The 15436-nt window shown below is 71.2% G+C and carries 16 protein-coding genes; 11 read left to right on the top strand and 5 right to left on the bottom strand.

The window, feature by feature from the left end; all coding sequences use genetic code 11:
• Nucleotides 1-61: 61 nt before the first annotated feature.
• Nucleotides 62-922, top strand: coding sequence for an MEDS domain-containing protein (locus HJC40_RS39990; RefSeq protein WP_250008836.1), 861 nt, complete (start codon nucleotides 62-64; stop codon nucleotides 920-922).
• A 27-nt stretch (nucleotides 923-949) separates the two neighbouring features.
• Here HJC40_RS39990 and HJC40_RS39985 read toward each other — a convergent pair whose 3' ends face one another.
• Both HJC40_RS39985 and HJC40_RS39980 read right to left on the bottom strand, forming a co-directional pair.
• Nucleotides 950-1516: an NADAR family protein gene (locus HJC40_RS39985; RefSeq protein WP_250008835.1), complete on the bottom strand. Its 567-nt coding sequence runs from the start codon at nucleotides 1514-1516 to the stop codon at nucleotides 950-952.
• A gap of 44 nt (nucleotides 1517-1560) precedes the next feature.
• Entirely contained in the window at nucleotides 1561-1941 is a 381-nt protein-coding gene (locus HJC40_RS39980; protein WP_250008834.1) for a MerR family transcriptional regulator, read from the bottom strand.
• A gap of 117 nt (nucleotides 1942-2058) precedes the next feature.
• Here HJC40_RS39980 and HJC40_RS39975 point away from each other — a divergent pair, with 117 nt between their 5' ends.
• Both HJC40_RS39975 and HJC40_RS39970 read left to right on the top strand, forming a co-directional pair.
• Nucleotides 2059-2997 (top strand): chlorophyllase, encoded by a 939-nt coding sequence (locus tag HJC40_RS39975; RefSeq protein ID WP_250008833.1) that lies wholly within the window; start codon nucleotides 2059-2061, stop codon nucleotides 2995-2997.
• Nucleotides 2998-3075: 78 nt separating this feature from the next.
• A complete protein-coding gene (locus tag HJC40_RS39970; protein ID WP_374273658.1) occupies nucleotides 3076-3561 on the top strand; it encodes a hypothetical protein in 486 nt (161 codons plus the stop codon).
• Between the two features lie 22 nt (nucleotides 3562-3583).
• Here the strand turns inward: HJC40_RS39970 and HJC40_RS39965 are convergent, their stop codons facing one another.
• A complete protein-coding gene (locus HJC40_RS39965; RefSeq protein WP_250008832.1) occupies nucleotides 3584-3985 on the bottom strand; it encodes a GNAT family N-acetyltransferase in 402 nt (133 codons plus the stop codon).
• Between the two features lie 283 nt (nucleotides 3986-4268).
• On the opposite strand from HJC40_RS39965, the gene chvE reads away from it, so the two are divergent.
• The 4 genes from chvE (at nucleotide 4269) to HJC40_RS39945 (ending at nucleotide 8693) form a co-directional block, all read left to right on the top strand.
• On the top strand, nucleotides 4269-5396 hold the full coding sequence (gene chvE, locus HJC40_RS39960) for a multiple monosaccharide ABC transporter substrate-binding protein (protein WP_250008830.1): 1128 nt from the start codon (nucleotides 4269-4271) through the stop codon (nucleotides 5394-5396).
• Nucleotides 5396-6928: a multiple monosaccharide ABC transporter ATP-binding protein gene (mmsA, locus tag HJC40_RS39955; protein ID WP_250008829.1), complete on the top strand. Its 1533-nt coding sequence runs from the start codon at nucleotides 5396-5398 to the stop codon at nucleotides 6926-6928. Before chvE ends, mmsA begins: the two co-directional genes overlap by 1 nt.
• Nucleotides 6925-8178, top strand: a complete 1254-nt coding sequence (gene mmsB / locus HJC40_RS39950; RefSeq protein ID WP_250008828.1) for a multiple monosaccharide ABC transporter permease — start codon at nucleotides 6925-6927, stop codon at nucleotides 8176-8178. The genes mmsA and mmsB overlap by 4 nt, the downstream gene beginning before the upstream one ends.
• A 185-nt stretch (nucleotides 8179-8363) precedes the next feature.
• On the top strand, nucleotides 8364-8693 hold the full coding sequence (locus HJC40_RS39945; protein WP_250008827.1) for a nucleoside triphosphate pyrophosphohydrolase family protein: 330 nt from the start codon (nucleotides 8364-8366) through the stop codon (nucleotides 8691-8693).
• 60 nt (nucleotides 8694-8753) lie between these two features.
• On the opposite strand, the gene HJC40_RS39940 is transcribed toward HJC40_RS39945, so the two are convergent.
• Nucleotides 8754-9476 carry a TetR/AcrR family transcriptional regulator gene (locus HJC40_RS39940; RefSeq protein ID WP_250008826.1) on the bottom strand — a complete coding sequence of 241 codons (723 nt, stop codon included), beginning with the start codon at nucleotides 9474-9476 and terminating at the stop codon, nucleotides 8754-8756.
• Nucleotides 9477-9560: 84 nt separating this feature from the next.
• Here HJC40_RS39940 and HJC40_RS39935 point away from each other — a divergent pair, with 84 nt between their 5' ends.
• Together HJC40_RS39935 and HJC40_RS39930 are read left to right on the top strand one after the other, a co-directional pair.
• Nucleotides 9561-10424, top strand: coding sequence for an SDR family oxidoreductase (locus HJC40_RS39935; protein WP_250008825.1), 864 nt, complete (start codon nucleotides 9561-9563; stop codon nucleotides 10422-10424).
• A 22-nt stretch (nucleotides 10425-10446) separates the two neighbouring features.
• Nucleotides 10447-12114, top strand: a complete 1668-nt coding sequence (locus tag HJC40_RS39930; RefSeq protein WP_250008824.1) for an alpha-amylase family glycosyl hydrolase — start codon at nucleotides 10447-10449, stop codon at nucleotides 12112-12114.
• Here HJC40_RS39930 and HJC40_RS39925 read toward each other — a convergent pair.
• A complete protein-coding gene (locus tag HJC40_RS39925; protein ID WP_250008822.1) occupies nucleotides 12087-13247 on the bottom strand; it encodes a HEAT repeat domain-containing protein in 1161 nt (386 codons plus the stop codon). The genes HJC40_RS39930 and HJC40_RS39925 overlap by 28 nt on opposite strands.
• Nucleotides 13248-13331: 84 nt before the next feature.
• Between HJC40_RS39925 and sigJ the strand changes: the two genes are divergently transcribed.
• Both sigJ and HJC40_RS39915 read left to right on the top strand, forming a co-directional pair.
• The gene (gene sigJ, locus HJC40_RS39920; RefSeq protein WP_250008821.1) at nucleotides 13332-14273 is read left to right on the top strand and encodes an RNA polymerase sigma factor SigJ; all 942 of its coding nucleotides are present in this window, start codon (nucleotides 13332-13334) and stop codon (nucleotides 14271-14273) included.
• A 65-nt stretch (nucleotides 14274-14338) separates the two neighbouring features.
• Nucleotides 14339-15436: an NAD(P)/FAD-dependent oxidoreductase gene (locus HJC40_RS39915; RefSeq protein ID WP_250008820.1), complete on the top strand. Its 1098-nt coding sequence runs from the start codon at nucleotides 14339-14341 to the stop codon at nucleotides 15434-15436.

Below are 15436 nucleotides of genomic sequence, written 5' to 3'. Positions count from 1 at the left end.
AAGCGCTTCCAAGCGTACGGTGAACGCCACCCTACTTCCGGGGCAACGAGGGGGATGGTTCGTGGCGGGGCTGCTGGATCGCCTCGAACTCGGCGACCACGTCTGCTGGACAGTCGACGACGACGAGACACACCGACGGGCGATCGTGTGCGTCCTGCACGGCGGCCTGCTGGCCCATCACAAGGTCGTCTATTCCGGCGACGAGCCCCGCGGGGTGCTGGCCGCGCTGGCCGCCCGGGGCGTCGCCACCCGGCCCCTGCTCGAGTCGGGGCAGCTGAGCGTCGTGACGCCCGAGAGCAGCTATCTGGCCGGCGGCGCGTTCGACCCCGAGGGGACGATCGCGCACTGGCACGTCGAGAAGGCCCGGGCCCGCGCCGAGGGTTACCGCGGCCTGCGCGTGGTCGGCGACATGAACTGGGCCCAGCGCGGCGTTCCCGGCGCCGACCAGCTCGAGTGGTACGAGACCAGGGTCAACTCCGTCTTCTCCGACGGCTATGTGATGGGCGTCTGCGCGTACGACCGCCGGACCGTCGACCCGCTGTTCCTGAGGCGCCTCGCGCTGGCCCATCCCGGGGCGGCCGGCCCCCTGCTGCCCTTCGACCCCGACACGTCGCTGCGCTGCCGCAGAACCGAGGAGCCGTACGGCCTGTGGCTCTCCGGCGAGACCGACATGTCCAACCGGAACGCCCTCGCGGCGATGGTCGACGAGGCCCTCCTGGCCCGCGGCCCCCACGCGGTCGTCACGGTCGACGCGACCGCGCTCCGGTTCGCCGACAGCGCCGCCGCCCGGGTGCTGCTGGCCGCCGCCCGGCGCGGCCGCATGCACATCGTCGGCTGCTCACCGGTCCTGATCCGCCTGCTGCACTTCCACGGCGCCGCGGCGGTCCCCGGCCTGACGGTGACCGCCGGCTACTCGACCTGACCTCACGCCCGTTTACCGGGCCGACCGTCAGCCGGCGTCTGCTCGCAGGCTCTCGCGGACGTCCATGAGGGCGAAGCCGAGCAGATTGGCGCCCCGCCAGCGGCGCGGGTCGGCCGCGGCCGGATCGTCGCGGCCGAGCCCGATGCCCCAGACCCGGTCGAGCGGGCTGGCCTCGACCAGCACCCGGTCGCCGCTGCCCAGCAGGTAGTCGCGCAACTCGTCGTGCTGCCCGAACTTGGCCCGGTTGCCGGTCACCACGATCTCGTACCGGTGCTCGTGCCAGACCGCCTGCTCGAAGCCGGACACCCGCCCACCCAGCGTCTTGGCCACCTGCGGGTGCGGCGCGGTCAGAATCCGCCCGGCCATGGCGTCGTCACCGAACAACACCGCCTTGCGCCACATCATGTAGTGCTCGGCGGTGGCGAACTCCCGCCCCTGGACGTCGAACCCCGCCGGCCACCACTGACTGAGGCACCCCGCGCCCGCGCTCCCGTCCCGTTCGGCCTGGTGTCCCCAGAAGAACAGATACTTGACGCGGCGCTCCCCGGCCACGTAGGAGGCGAGCTCATCAACGCTGCGGACCATGACAGACATGCCCGCGAGTCTGCCCCAACCCGGCCCCCCGCGCAGACCCCGTTTCAGGCAGCCGCGTCCGACCGGCAGGACGCCCCGGTTCGCAGGTTGGCCGAGGCGCTCGCGAGGACCGTGTCGAGCTTGTTCCGGGTGTGCGTGAGGTCGGAGATGTGCCGGTCGAGGCGATCCCGTTCGGCGGCCAACCGGTCCAGGAGCGCGGGTGTCGCGTTGCCGTCGATGACGCAGGGGGTCAGCTCGGCGATGGTCTTGCTGGAGAGACCGGCCGCGTACAGCTCCCGGATCAGCCGGACCTGATCGATCGCGACCTCTGGATAGTGGCGCTGGCCGGTGCGGCCGCGCTCGGCCGTGAGCAGGTTCTGCTCCTCGTAGTACCGCAGAGCCCGGGTGGTGACGCCCGTCCGGCGGGCGAGTTCCCCAATGCGCATCTCCGGCTCCTTGCCGTGTGATCCAGGACGCAAAAGCTTCCCTTTGACGTCAACGTCAACTTTAGCGTAGTCGCTGCGCAAGGCGCCCCGTCGCTCGTACCGGAAAGAGGCAATTCCATGATCACGTACCCGGCCACCGGGCTCACCGGACCCTCGCCCACCCCGTTCGTGGCGGTGCAGCCACTTGTGCTGGCCGAGCCGCGGCGCGGCGAGGACCTGCACGTCCGCGTGTCCGCCCCGATCACCGGCACGAACCTGCCGGTCGTGCTGTTCGCCCACGGATTCGGTTCGCACCTGGATGGCTACGCGCCCCTGGCCGATCACTGGGCGTCCCACGGTTTCGTCGTCGTCCAGGCCACCCACCTCGACTCGATGCGCTACGACTTTGCCGCGAGCGACCCTCGCAGGGCCCAGTTCTGGCGGCACCGCGTGCAGGACCTGAAGCGCATCCTGGACGACCTCGACAGTTTGGAGGCATCCGTGCCCGGACTGTCCGGCCGGGTCGATCACGGTCGCGTCGTCGCGGCCGGTCACTCCTTCGGCGGTCAGACGGCGGGCCTCCTCGTGGGTCTGCGCGTCACCGACCCGCGGACCGGCATCGCCGAGGATCTGTCCGACGCCCGGGTCATGGCCAGCATCCAGCTGGCCACGGCGGGAAAGGGTGGCGACGAACTGACTCCCTTCGCCCACGAGCACCTGCCGTGGTTGCGAGATCAGGACTTCTCCCACATCACCGCGCCCGGACTGGTCGTCGCCGGCGACAAGGACGATCTGCCGCTCTCCACCCGGGGACCGGCCTGGACCAGCGATCCCTACACCCTCAGCCGTGGCACCAAGAGCCTGCTCACCGTCCACGGCGGCGAGCACTTCCTCGGCGGCATCTCCGGTTACCGGTCGGCCGAGACGACCGACGAGGACCCGGTCCGGGTCGCCCTCGTCCAGCAGGTCACCCTCGCCTATCTGCGCCACGTCACCGGCGTCGGCCACACCGACTGGGACCGGGCTCGAACGGTTCTCGCCGACACCCATGCGCTGGGACGGCTGGAGTCGAAATGACGCCCGGGGGTTGACTCTCGACCTGGTCGAGGGGGCACCATCGCAGCGGTCGTGTCGGAGCCTTCCCAGGAGCGAACCGTGCCGGAATCCCGTGAGAACGAGGCCGACGAGGTCATGACGGCGATCGTCGCCACCATCGAGCGGGGCCGTGCCGGTGACCGCGCCGGAGCGCGCCAGGAGTTGGAACGGCTGTGGGGCGAGACCGGCGATGCCCTGCACCGGTGCACGATCGCCCACTTCCTGGCCGACCTGCAGGACTCGGTCGCCGACGAGCTGACGTGGGACCAGCGGGCGCTCGTGGCCGTCACCGATCTCACCGACGAACGGGCCCAGAAGTACAACAACTCGTTCCAGGTACGGGCGTTCCTGCCGTCGCTGCACCTGAACCTGGCCGACGCGCACCGTCGATCCGGCCACGAGGCCGAGGCGCACCGTCACGTCGCCGAGGCCGAAGCCGAGCTCGACAGCCTCCCGGACGACGACTACGGCCGCTTGATCCGCACCGGTCTCCACAAGATCAAGCAGGCTCTGGCCGACGGCTCGACCGAGCCGCTGGCGCCGTGACAGCCGAACGGCGAGCAGCCGGTCAGCGCAGACCGATCAGACCGGCCCCGGTCGGCCGGAAGCGGCAGCTGTCCAGGTAGAAGTGCCGCAGGTGCGGCTCGAAGTCGACGTGCAACCATGCGCACCCGGCCGCACGGGCCTCGGTGGTGGCCGCGGCGACCAGGGCCGTCCCGAGGCCGCCGTGCTGCCGGTCCGGATCGACGGCCGTGTCGAGCAGGAAGGCGTGCGCCCCGCCGTCCCAGCACACCTGGACGAACCCGGCCAGCCGGCCGTCCTCGAACGCCCCGATCCAGGTGAGCGCGTGCCGTTCGAGCCGCTGCGCCCACGGCACGACCCGCGTCGGGTCGCCGCCGAAGGCCCGCGCGTGCAGGGCGCTGAGTTCCCGGTCGTCGACGGCGAAACGGGTGACGAGGGTGGCGGTCATGGTACGGACGGTATCGGCCACGGGACCCGCCGACGATCACCCGCGGGGGAATGCCCGGGACGGGCAAGGCGACGACCGGCGACGGCCGGCGACGACCGGTGTCGATCCGGCCTGGTGAGCGTGCATCGACGGCCGTGCCACTGCTGGTGCGGCCGCTGTTATCGATAACAACGTTTCGGCCACATGTCGGCAACGTTGCTTGAAACGGTTGACACCTTCTTGTGTGACCGTTCACACTCATGCGCACCCCCGCCCCGACGGACCCGATGAAGGAGTTCCTCGCATGAGACTGTCCAGGATGGGTGCGGTGGTTTCCGCCGCCGTGCTCGCCACCTCGCTGGCCGCGTGTGGTTCCAGTGAGAAGACTGTCGACAAGGAAGCCGGCGCCGGTGACAGCCAGGGCGCCTTGATCGGTGTCACCATGCCGACCCGCTCCTCGGAGCGCTGGATCAGCGACGGCGACAACGTCAAGAAGCAGCTCGAGGCGCTCGGCTACCAGGTCGACCTCCAATACGCCGAGGACAAGATCCCGACGCAGACGCAGCAGCTCGACAACCAGATCACCAAGGGCGCCAAGCTGCTGATCGTCGCCTCGATCGACGGCACCGCGATCACGACCCAGCTCGAGAACGCGAAGGCCAACAAGATCCCGGTCATCGCCTACGACCGGCTGATCCGCAACAGTCCCAACGTCGACTACTACGCGACGTTCGACAACTTCAAGGTCGGCGTGCAGCAGGCGACGTCGCTGCTGACCGGGCTCAAGGTGCTCAAGGCGGACGGCTCGGCGGACGACGCCAAGGGCCCGTTCAACATCGAGCTCTTCGCCGGCTCGCCGGACGACAACAACGCCACGTTCTTCTTCAACGGCGCCATGAGCGTGCTCAAGCCGAAGATCGACGACGGCACGCTGGTCGTGAAGAGCAAGCAGGCCGACTTCAAGACCGTCGCGATCCTGCGCTGGCAGGCCAAGACCGCCCAGGACCGGATGGAGAACCTGCTGACCTCCACCTACCGCGGCGGGGCCAAGGTCGACGGCGTTCTCTCCCCGTACGACGGCCTCTCGATCGGCATCCTCTCGGCGCTCAAGAGCAACGGGTACGGCACGCCGGCCCAGCCCTACCCGGTGGTCACCGGTCAGGACGCCGAGGAGGCGTCGGTCAAGTCGATCCTGCGCGACGAGCAGTACTCGACGATCTACAAGGACACGCGGGAGCTGGCCAAGACGACCGTCGAGATGGCCGACGCCGTGCTCAAGGGTCAGACGCCGAAGACCAACAACACGACCGACTACGACAACGGCGAGAAGATCGTGCCGTCGCAGCTGCTCGAGTCCGTGATCGTCGACAAGGCGAACTACAAGAAGGAGCTCGTCGACAGCGGCTACTACACCGAGGCTCAGCTGAAGTAATGAGCGACGTCATCCTCCGCATGCGGGGCATCTCCAAGACGTTCCCGGGCGTCCGCGCGCTCGACGACGTCAACCTGGAGGTGCTCCGCGGCGAGATCCACGCGATCTGCGGGGAGAACGGCGCCGGCAAGAGCACCCTCATGAAGGTGCTCTCCGGCGTCTACCCGCACGGCGACTACAGCGGTGAGATCACGTTCGACGGGCAGGAGTGCCACTTCGGCGGCATCCGGGACAGCGAGCACCGCGGCATCGTGATCATCCATCAGGAGCTGGCGCTCGCGCCGAACCTGTCGATCGCCGAGAACATCTTTCTCGGCAACGAGCAGTCCAAGCGCGGCCTGATCGACTGGAACCGCACGAACGCGGCGGCGGCCGAGCTGATGCGCCGCGTCGGGCTGCGGGAGAACCCGGTGACCCCGGTGATCGACCTCGGCGTGGGCAAGCAGCAACTGGTCGAGATCGCCAAGGCGCTGTCCAAGCAGGTACGGCTGCTGATCCTCGACGAGCCGACCGCGGCGCTCAACGACGAGGACTCGGCCCACCTGCTCGAGCTGCTGCGGGGCCTGCGCGACGAGGGCATCACCTGCGTGATCATCTCGCACAAGCTCAACGAGGTGCTCGAGATCGCCGACCGGGTGACGATCCTGCGCGACGGTAAGACGATCACGACGCTGGACGCCGAGGGTCTCACCGAAGACAAGATCATCAGCGGCATGGTCGGCCGCGACCTCGACCACCGCTTCCCGCCCCGCGAGCCCCGCATCGGCGAGGAGGTCTTCCGCGTCGAGGACTGGACCGTGCACAGCCCGACCCAGCACGGCCGGCTGCTCGTCGCCGGCGCGAACTTCACGCTGCGGCGCGGCGAGATCGTCGGCCTGGCCGGGCTGATGGGCGCCGGGCGTACGGAGCTGGCGATGAGCATCTTCGGCCGGGCCTACGGCGTCGGCATCAGCGGTCGTGTGTTCAAGGACGGCCGGGAGATCCGGTTGCGGTCGGTCGGCGAGGCGATCCGGCACGGCATCGCGTACGCCACCGAGGACCGCAAGCGGTACGGGCTCAACCTGATCGAGGACATCAAGCGCAACGTGTCGGCCGCGGGCCTGCGCAAGCTCGCCCGCCGGGGCTGGGTCGACGACAACGAGGAGTTCAAGGTCGCCGACTCCTACCGCAAGAGCCTGAACATCAAGGCGCCGAGCGTCTCGAGCATCACGGGCAAGCTCTCCGGCGGCAACCAGCAGAAGGTCGTCCTGTCCAAGTGGATCTTCACCGATCCGGACGTGCTGATCCTCGACGAGCCGACGCGCGGCATCGACGTGGGCGCCAAGTACGAGATCTACACGATCATCAACAAGCTGGCCGAGGACGGCAAGGCGATCCTGCTCATCTCGAGCGAGCTGCCCGAGCTGCTCGGGCTGTGCGACCGCATCTACACCCTCTCGGCCGGGCGGATCACCGGTGAGGTGCCGCGCGCCGAGGCCACCCAGGAAGGGCTGATGACCCTGATGACCGCCGGACAGGAGGCACGCCGATGAGCGTCGCCCCGCCCAACGCCGACTTCATGGTCGGTCAGCAGCCGGCCGTTCCCGGCGACCGCGCGCCCGGCCCGCGCCGCTTCTCGATCAATCTGCGGCAGAGCGGCATCTACATCGCGTTCGCGGCGATCGTGCTGCTGTTCACGATCCTCACCGGCGGCGACATGCTCGCCCCGCAGAACATCAGCAACATCATCGTCCAGAACTCGTACATCCTGATCCTGGCCATCGGCATGATCCTGGTGATCATCGCCGGGCACATCGACCTGTCGGTGGGCTCGATCGTGGCCGCCTGCGGCGCGGTCGCGGCCGTGCTGATGGTCAACCACGACGTGCCCTGGCCGCTGGCCGTGCTGATCACGCTGTTGGTCGGCGGGCTGATCGGGGCGTGGCAGGGCTACTGGGTGGCGTACTTCGGGATCCCGGCGTTCATCGTCACGCTCGCCGGCATGCTGCTGTTCCGCGCGGTCACATACAACATCCTCGGCAACCGGGGCATCGGCCCGTTCCCCGACGAGGTGCGGACCCTGTCGAACGGCTTCACCAACGGCTATCTGGGCAACATCGGGCTGGGCGGGCTCGGCGGGGCCGACCTGTTCAGCATCCTGATCGGTGTCGCGGCGGTGGTCGGCATCGTGGTCACGCAGTGGCGCTCGCGGGCCGGCCGGTTGCGCTTCGGCCAGGCCGTCGAGCCGCTGCCGCTGTTCATCGCGAAGATCGCGATCGCCGCGGTCGTCCTCCTGTTCGTCATGGTGCAGCTCGCGCGGTTCCGCAACGTGCCGTGGGTGCTCGTGCTGCTGGCCGCGCTCGTGCTCGGCTACTCGCTGCTGACCAACCGGGCCGTCTTCGGCCGGCAGATCTACGCGGTCGGCGGCAACCTGCAGGCGGCGACCCTGTCCGGCGTGAAGGTCAAGTCCGTCGTGTTCTGGATCTTCGTGAACATGGGCGTGCTGGCCGCGCTGGCCGGCGTCATCTTCGCGGGCCGGCTCAACCAGGCCAACCCGACCGGCGGCGACCAGTTCGAGCTGGACGCGATCGCCGCCGCGTTCATCGGCGGCGCGGCGGTGCAGGGCGGCGTCGGCAAGGTCGTCGGGGCCATCACCGGCGGTCTGATCATGGGCGTGATCAACAACGGCATGAGCCTGATCGGCGCGGCCAGCGAGCAGGTCCTGCTCGTGAAGGGCGCGGTCCTGCTGGCCGCGGTCGCGTTCGACGTGTGGACCAAGCGGCGGGCCGGCGCCAGCCGCTGACCCGCACCGGAAAGTGCTGATCCGCTTCAAGAAGCAGCAGGTGATCGCGGCCGGGGTTTCTCCTCGGCCGCGGTCCTGTTCCGGGTCGATCTCCGCCCCCGGCGTAGGCGACCGGCCGCGTGGCGCAGCCCGGCCGGCCCCTCCGTCCGTCGTGGCAGTGGGACGGCGCACCGGTATAAGAGGGCATGGAACTGAACGACTATCAGCGGGCCGCCCTGGGCACCGCCGCTCCCCGGGACACCCCCAACGAGGTGTTCCACCTGTTGCTCGGCCTCGTGGGGGAGACCGGGGAGATCGCCGAGAAGGCCAAGAAGGTCGTGCGCGACAGGGGCAGCGACTTCTCCCGGTGGGACACCGAGGATCTGAAAAAGGAACTCGGGGACGTGCTCTGGTACGTCGCCGTCCTGGCCGACCACTTCGACCTGTCGCTCGAGGAGGTGGCCGCGGCCAACGTCGCGAAGCTGGCCGACCGGCGGGACCGTGGAGTGCTGGGCGGAAGCGGCGACGTCCGCTAGCTGCCTGTTTCGTGGTGTGAGCCACGCCGCGGCCCGGCTCACACCACGAAACAGCGCCCGCTAGCCCGCGGTGCGGAGGTGGGTCAGGGACCGGCTCAGCCACTCGGCCATCAGGGCCCGTTCGGCGTCGGTGAGACCGGGCAGGCCGGGCAGCACGGTGGCGAACGTGACCGCGACCGTGGCCACCTCGGCGTCCGGGGTCGCGGGCGCGGTCGTGAAGAGGGTGGCGGCCACGGTGTGGAACATGGCTTCGGCGAGGTCGGGGTCGCGCTGCCCGGCCGGCTGCCCCGCCAGCGCGAGCACCGTGCCGGCGCCGGCCGCGTGGATCATGGCGACGGCGCGGTCCTCGTCGACGCGCAGCCGGCCGGCCGCGGCCACCCGGCGTACGCGGGCCCGGAGCACCTCGATGCCGGTGGCCGTCGCGGGGGAGCGCTCGGCCCGGTCGGGGTTGGTCAGCAGCGCGTACAGGCCGGGGTTGGCCAGGCCGAAGTCGATGTGCGCCCGCCACGCGGCGCGCAGGTCGGCCACCGGATCATCGCCCTCGCCCGCCGCCGTCTCCGACTTGGCGGCGACGTAGGTGGCCATGACGTGCTCGGCGACCGCGTCGATCAGGCCGTCCTTGTCGCCGAACTGGCGGTAGATGGTGGGCGCCTGCACGCCGGCCGCCTGGGACACCGCGCGCGTGGTCACCGCCCGGACGCCCTGCTCACGCAGCAGTCGCGCGGCCGCCTCGACGATTCTGACCCGGCTGCCCCGGTCGGCTGCCGTCTCCGCAACTGTCATGTAGCGATGATAACAGTCCCTTGTTAACGTCCAGCGGATCAGTGCTAACGTCAGTGGCGTACCAATGGAAACGAGGGAGTCATCATGATCGTCATCACCGGCGCCACCGGCCAGCTCGGATCGCGCGTCGTCGAACGGCTGCTCGACCGGGTGCCCGCCTCCGAGGTCGGCGTCAGCGTCCGCGACGTCGACAAGGCCGCGTCGCTGGCCGAGCGGGGCGTGCGGGTCCGGGCCGGCGACTTCACCGCGCCCGGCGGCCTGCCGTACGCCTTCGAGGGCGCCGACCGCGTCCTGATCATCTCGGCGGCCATCCGTGGTGACGCGGCGGTGGCGGCCAACAAGGCCGCGATCGACGCCGCCCGGACGGCCGGGGTGCGGCGGGTGCTCTACACGAGCCACCAGGCCGCGTCGCCCACGTCGCTGTTCGCCCCGCAGCACACGCACGCCGCGACCGAGGACTACCTGACCGGGTCCGGCATCCCGTTCACCGCCCTGCGCAACGGCTTCTACACCAACACCCTGGGCTACTACCTCGGCGCGGCGCTCGAGACCGGCCGGCTGGCCCTCCCCGAGGACGGCCCGTTCTCGTGGACCGCACACGACGACCTGGCCGAGGTGGCGGCGATCGCCCTGGCCGAGGACGGCGTGCTCGACGGCGTGACCCCGCCGCTGACCGCCCCCGAGACGCTCGACCTGGAGGCCGTCGCCGCCGTTCTCAGCGAGCTGAGCGGGCGCCCGATCACGCGCGTGGTCGTCAGCGACGACGAGTGGAGGACCGCCGCGGTGGGCGGTGGCATGCCCGCGCCGGCCGCCGACTTCACCCTCGGGATGTTCCGGGCGGCGCGGCGGGGCGAGTTCGCCGTGACCGACCCCACGCTGGAAAAACTGCTGGGCCGTCCGGCGACCACGGTGCGTTCCGTGCTCGAAGGGCTCGCTGCGGGCCGGTGAGACTCCTGGCAGCATGGCTGCCATGGGACGCGAATGGCTGGCTGACGCCGTGATGTACGAGATTTATCCGCAGTCGTTCGCCGACTCCGACGGCGACGGCGTGGGGGATCTGCGCGGCGTCATCGGCAAGCTCGACCACATCGCCTCGCTCGGGGTCGACGTCATCTGGTTCAACCCGTGCTTCGCGTCGCCGTTCGTGGACGCCGGTTACGACGTCTCCGACTACCTGACGATCGCGCCGCGCTACGGCACCAACGACGACCTGGCCGAACTGGTCGCCCGGGCCCGCGAGCGCGGCATCCGCGTCATCCTCGACCTGGTCGCCGGGCACACGTCCATCGAGCACCCCTGGTTCCAGAAGGAGCTGAACGCCGCCGGCCCCGACCCGGACGGCGACCGCTACATCTGGAGCGAGGAGCTGCCCGAGCGGACGTGGACCCGCGACCAGCCGGGCACGCCGGCCTGGGTGCGCTCGCCCGGGCCGCGCCCGGGTTTCTACCTCAAGAACTTCTACGACGAGCAGCCCGCGCTCAATTTCGGCTGGGTGACCCGTCCGCGGGCGGGTGGGCAGGTGCCGCTGCAGGACGAGACCGACCAGCCCGCGGACCTCCGGATCGCGCGCCCGGGGGACGACTCCTGGCGGGACGCGATCGACGCCCCCGGACCGCTGCGCAACCGTCAGGCGCTCCGCGACATCATCGCCCACTGGCTCGGCCTGGGAGTCGCCGGCTTCCGCGTCGACATGGCGTTCTCGCTGGTCAAGGACGAGGAGCTGACCCAGGGGTACGTCGAGACGGTCGCGCTCTGGCGGGAGCTGCGGGAGTGGCTCGACGTGTCCTACCCCGACGCTGTGCTGATCCCGGAGGGCGCGGAGCCGCGGACGGGCGGGCCGCTCGCCTTCGACGCCGACTTCTTCCTGGTCATCCACGACGCCCACGCCAGCCTGTTCAACAACCACTACGCGGGACGGCTGCCGTTCCAGGCGCCGCGCGAGCCGTTCTTCGACGCCGAGGGCCGCGGCAGCACGCGGCCGTTCCTCGACGCCTGGGCGGCCGCCCGTGACGGGCACCCGGACCGGCCCATCATCCTGGCCACGGCCGACCACGACTTCGACCGGCTGCGCTGCGGCCCGCGCACGCCCGAGCAGCTCGGCGCCGCCCTGACCTTCCTGTTCACCTGGGGCAGCATCCCGTGCCTGTACTACGGCGACGAGATCGGCATGCGGTATCTGCCGGGGCTGCCCGACGTCGAGGGCTCGATCTGCGATCCCGGCTACAACCGGGCCGGTTGCCGCACCCCGATGCAGTGGGACGACAGCGCGAACGCCGGCTTCTCCACCGCCGCCGCGTCCCAGCTCTATCTGCCCATCGACCCCGACCCGGACCGCCCGACGGTCGCCGCCCAGCAGGACGACCCGTCGTCCACCCTCGCCCTCGTGCGGCACCTGATCGCCCTGCGGCGGGCCACGCCGGCCCTCGGCGCCCGCGCGTCGACCGAGGTGCTCTCCGAGGACTACCCCCTGGCCTACGTCCGGGGCGGATCGCACCTGGTCGTGGTGAACCCTCGCCGCGAGCCGGCCACCCTGGCGGTCGAGGGCACCACGCCGATCTGGACGTCCGGTGTGGAGCCCGCGCCGGGCGGGCTGCGGGTGGCCGGCTTCGGTCACGGCGTGCTGGCCATGCCGGCGTAGGCGCGCATCCCGGCCGCGTCGCGGGGCAGGCCGTAGGCGCCGATCAACCACAGGAAGTCGCCGACCGCGCGATCCAGGGTCTGCCACGTCGGTGGGGAGGCGGCGAGCGCCCGGATCACCCGCCGCTGCCGCTCGGTGAGGTCGCCGAACGGGGTGCCGGCCGCGATCGGGCCGCCGGGGAAGGCCCAGCGCAGGGCCTCGTCCACGACGGGCAGAGCCTCCGGGCCCCGCACTGCCGGGATGCGGGTCAGCAACACGTCGAGCGCCTCGTCGGTGTCGTCCGGCAGGACCAGGCGCAACGACCGGGCGGCATAGCCGGACAGGTCACCGTCGAGATAGGGCACCTCGGTCCGCTCCTCGGTGCCGGCCCGGCGCAGCAGCCGCTCGGTCACGGCCCGGGGCGCCGCCCGCCCGTGAACCGTGGCCAGCGCGATGGCCGCCGCGTCGCGCACCAGCTCGCGGGGGTCGGACAGCGCGCCCTCCGGAGCGACCCCGAGCAGGCCCAGCGAGATCGCCGCGGTCGCCGCCACGGACGCGTCCTCGTCGGCGAGCACAGAGGTGAGCGCGGACGTGGTGAGCGCGGCCGGATCGTCGCCGGGGAACCAGCCCAGCGCCCCGGCCGCGAGCCGGCGCACGGCGACGTCGCCGTCGGAGAGCAGCGCGGTGAACAGCGGCACGCCCGCGCCGACCGCCTCGTACGCGTTCAGCTCGATGCGGGCCTGCAGCCGGTCCTGATCGGCCTCGGTCAGCGCATCGAGCCGGTCGGGGCGGCCGCCGCCGACGGGCAGGGCCTCGCGGCCGGCCGCCGCCGACCGCAACTCGTCGATCGGGAAGGCGGACGGCAGGTGGGACCCGTCGTCGCCGATCGCCAGCGCGACCAGCAACTCGATCAGCGCGGCCCGCGCCGGCGTCCCGGGCGAGGCCACCAGCTCGAGCAGGAACGGCACGGCCGCCGCGCTCGCCTCGTATCGCGTTCCCTCGTGGAACACCGAGCGAGACAGATTCCACAATGCTTTCTCGCGCACGCCGGCCTCGCCGGACCGCAGCGCCCGCAGCTGAGCAGGCACGTCGTCGGCCGGGCCGAGGGCGTGGTGAAGGTCGGACCAGGGCACGTCATCCAGCTTTTCGAGCACGGCGAGACCCTACTGCGGGCCTACGACATTTTCCCGGCCCGCCGTCGCCCGCGTACCGTTGCCCGGACGGGGGAGGGTGGAGCGATGTCGCCGGAGGTCGAGGTCTTCGAACGGTGCCGGGGGCGGCTGGAGGCGATCGCCTACCGGCTGCTCGGGTCGGCGCAGGACGCCGAGGACGCCGTTCAGGACACGTTCCTGCGCTGGCAGTCGGCCGATCACGAGCACGTCCGTACGCCCGAGGCCTGGCTGACCAAGGCGCTCACCAACGTCTGCCTCAACCAGCTGACCTCGGCCCGGGTCCGCCGCGAGAGCTACGTGGGGCAGTGGTTGCCGGAGCCGGTCCTCGACGGCGACCGGATGCTCGGCCCGGCCGAGACCGCCGAGCAGCGCGAGTCCGTTTCGATCGCGATGCTCACCCTGCTGGAACGGCTGTCGCCCAACGAGCGCGCCGTCTATGTGCTCCGCGAGGCCTTCGGCTATCCGCACACCGAGATCGCGCAGATCCTCGACCTCACCGAGTCCAACAGCCAGCAACTGCTGCGCCGGGCCCGGCTGCGCCTGACCGGCGCCCCGGCGCGGGTCGAGGTCGACGCCGCCGCCGCGCGCAAGCTCGTCGAGGAGTTCCTCGCGGCCGCCCTCGGCGGCGAGATCGAGCCGCTGGTCCGGCTGCTGAGCGAGGACGCGACCGGCCTGGCCGACGGCGGCGGTCACGTTCCGGCCCGCGGCATCCCGGTCGTCGGCGGGCTCGCCATCGCGCGCCTGCTGCGCGGCGCGTTCAAGCCGGCGCTGGCCCAGCGGTTCATCGGCCCGACCCGCATCGCGTTCCACGCCGCGGTCGTCAACGGCGGCCCGGCTCTGCTGGTCACGGCCGACGACGAACGGGTCGTCGCGGCGGTCGCGCTCGAGATCTCGGCCGAGGGCATCGCCGCCGTGCACATCCAGGCCAACCCCGAGAAGCTCCGGCGCCTCACCCACGACTGGGCCGGGTCCGACCGGGACGAAGCCCTTTTGGAGAGCTGGGTCTAGCCACCCTGTCAGGAATCGCGGTCCTGTCCGGTTCAGGAGGTACGCCAACCGAACAGGAGCGCAGCATGAAGCACCGCATCGTCGTCCTCGGGGCCGGATACGCCGGCGCGCACGCCGCGGGCCGGCTCGCCCGCCGACTGCACCCGGGCGACACCGAGATCACCGTCGTCAACGCCGATCCCGACTTCGTCGAACGGGTCCGCCTGCACCAGGTCGCCGCCGGCCAGGACCTCCGGCCCCGCCCGCTGACCGGCGTCTTCGCCGGCAGCCACGTCTCGGTCCATCCCGGATGGGTGACGGCCGTCGACCTGGACCGCCGGAGTGTCGTCCTCACCGACCGCGAGGTCCCGTACGACACGCTGGTCTACGCCCTCGGCAGCGCCGGCGCCACGCCGGGGCATCACGTGGCCTCCCGGCCGGCCGCGCTGCGGCTCCGGGAACGCCTGCGGGAGCTCACCGCGGGCGAGACAGTGCTGGTCAAGGGCGGGGGCCTGACCGCCATCGAGCTCTCCACCGAGCTGGCCGAGTCGCGGCCCGACCTGCACGTGGCGATCAGCGGGCGCAACGGCGTCGGCACCTGGCTCAGCGACCGGGCGCAGGAGCACCTGCACGGCGTCCTCGATCGGCTCGGCGTCGAGGTAGGCGCCCCGGCCGACCCCGCGGTGACGGTGTGGGCCACCGGCTTCTCGGCCCATCCGATCGCCGCGGCGTCGGGCCTGACGGTCGCCGAGACCGGGCAGATCGTGGTCGACCGCACCATGCGCTCGACGTCGCACCCCGACGTCTACGCCGCGGGCGACGCCACGTACGCCGAGGGGCCGGGCGGCAAGCCCCTGCGGATGTGCTGCGGCATGAGCGTCCTCGCCGCCTGGCAGGCCGCCGACGCCATCGCCGCCCGGCTCACCGGGCGCGACGTCCCGCAGATCTCGATGCGCTACAACGCCCAGTGCATCAGCCTGGGCCGCCGGGACGGTCTCCTCCAGTTCACCGACGCCGAGGACCGGGCCACCTCCAAGGTCCTCACCGGGCGCAAGGCCGCCCGCTTCAAGGAATTCGTCTCCTCGGGCGCGACCTGGGGCGTCTCCCACCCGACCGTCATGATGCCGAGCCGCCGCCATCACCTGCGCGACGCTGTCGGCGCTGTCGCCGGTCACCCCCGATAA

The organism is Actinoplanes sp. M2I2 (assembly GCF_023544445.1).
Classification (GTDB): domain Bacteria; phylum Actinomycetota; class Actinomycetes; order Mycobacteriales; family Micromonosporaceae; genus Actinoplanes.
The sequence above is the reverse complement of the archived record's forward strand: the minus strand, read 5'-3'. Positions and strand labels throughout refer to the sequence as shown.

Coding starts and splice junctions, on each gene's coding strand:
- HJC40_RS39985 (WP_250008835.1), bottom strand. CDS start 1,516: ATGTCTGTCATGGTCCGCAGCGTTGATGAGCTCGCCTCCTACGTGGCC.
- HJC40_RS39980 (WP_250008834.1), bottom strand. CDS start 1,941: ATGCGCATTGGGGAACTCGCCCGCCGGACGGGCGTCACCACCCGGGCT.
- HJC40_RS39975 (WP_250008833.1), top strand. CDS start 2,059: ATGATCACGTACCCGGCCACCGGGCTCACCGGACCCTCGCCCACCCCG.
- HJC40_RS39965 (WP_250008832.1), bottom strand. CDS start 3,985: ATGACCGCCACCCTCGTCACCCGTTTCGCCGTCGACGACCGGGAACTC.
- chvE (WP_250008830.1), top strand. CDS start 4,269: ATGAGACTGTCCAGGATGGGTGCGGTGGTTTCCGCCGCCGTGCTCGCC.
- mmsA (WP_250008829.1), top strand. CDS start 5,396: ATGAGCGACGTCATCCTCCGCATGCGGGGCATCTCCAAGACGTTCCCG.
- mmsB (WP_250008828.1), top strand. CDS start 6,925: ATGAGCGTCGCCCCGCCCAACGCCGACTTCATGGTCGGTCAGCAGCCG.
- HJC40_RS39945 (WP_250008827.1), top strand. CDS start 8,364: ATGGAACTGAACGACTATCAGCGGGCCGCCCTGGGCACCGCCGCTCCC.
- HJC40_RS39940 (WP_250008826.1), bottom strand. CDS start 9,476: ATGACAGTTGCGGAGACGGCAGCCGACCGGGGCAGCCGGGTCAGAATC.
- HJC40_RS39935 (WP_250008825.1), top strand. CDS start 9,561: ATGATCGTCATCACCGGCGCCACCGGCCAGCTCGGATCGCGCGTCGTC.
- HJC40_RS39930 (WP_250008824.1), top strand. CDS start 10,447: ATGGGACGCGAATGGCTGGCTGACGCCGTGATGTACGAGATTTATCCG.
- sigJ (WP_250008821.1), top strand. CDS start 13,332: ATGTCGCCGGAGGTCGAGGTCTTCGAACGGTGCCGGGGGCGGCTGGAG.
- HJC40_RS39915 (WP_250008820.1), top strand. CDS start 14,339: ATGAAGCACCGCATCGTCGTCCTCGGGGCCGGATACGCCGGCGCGCAC.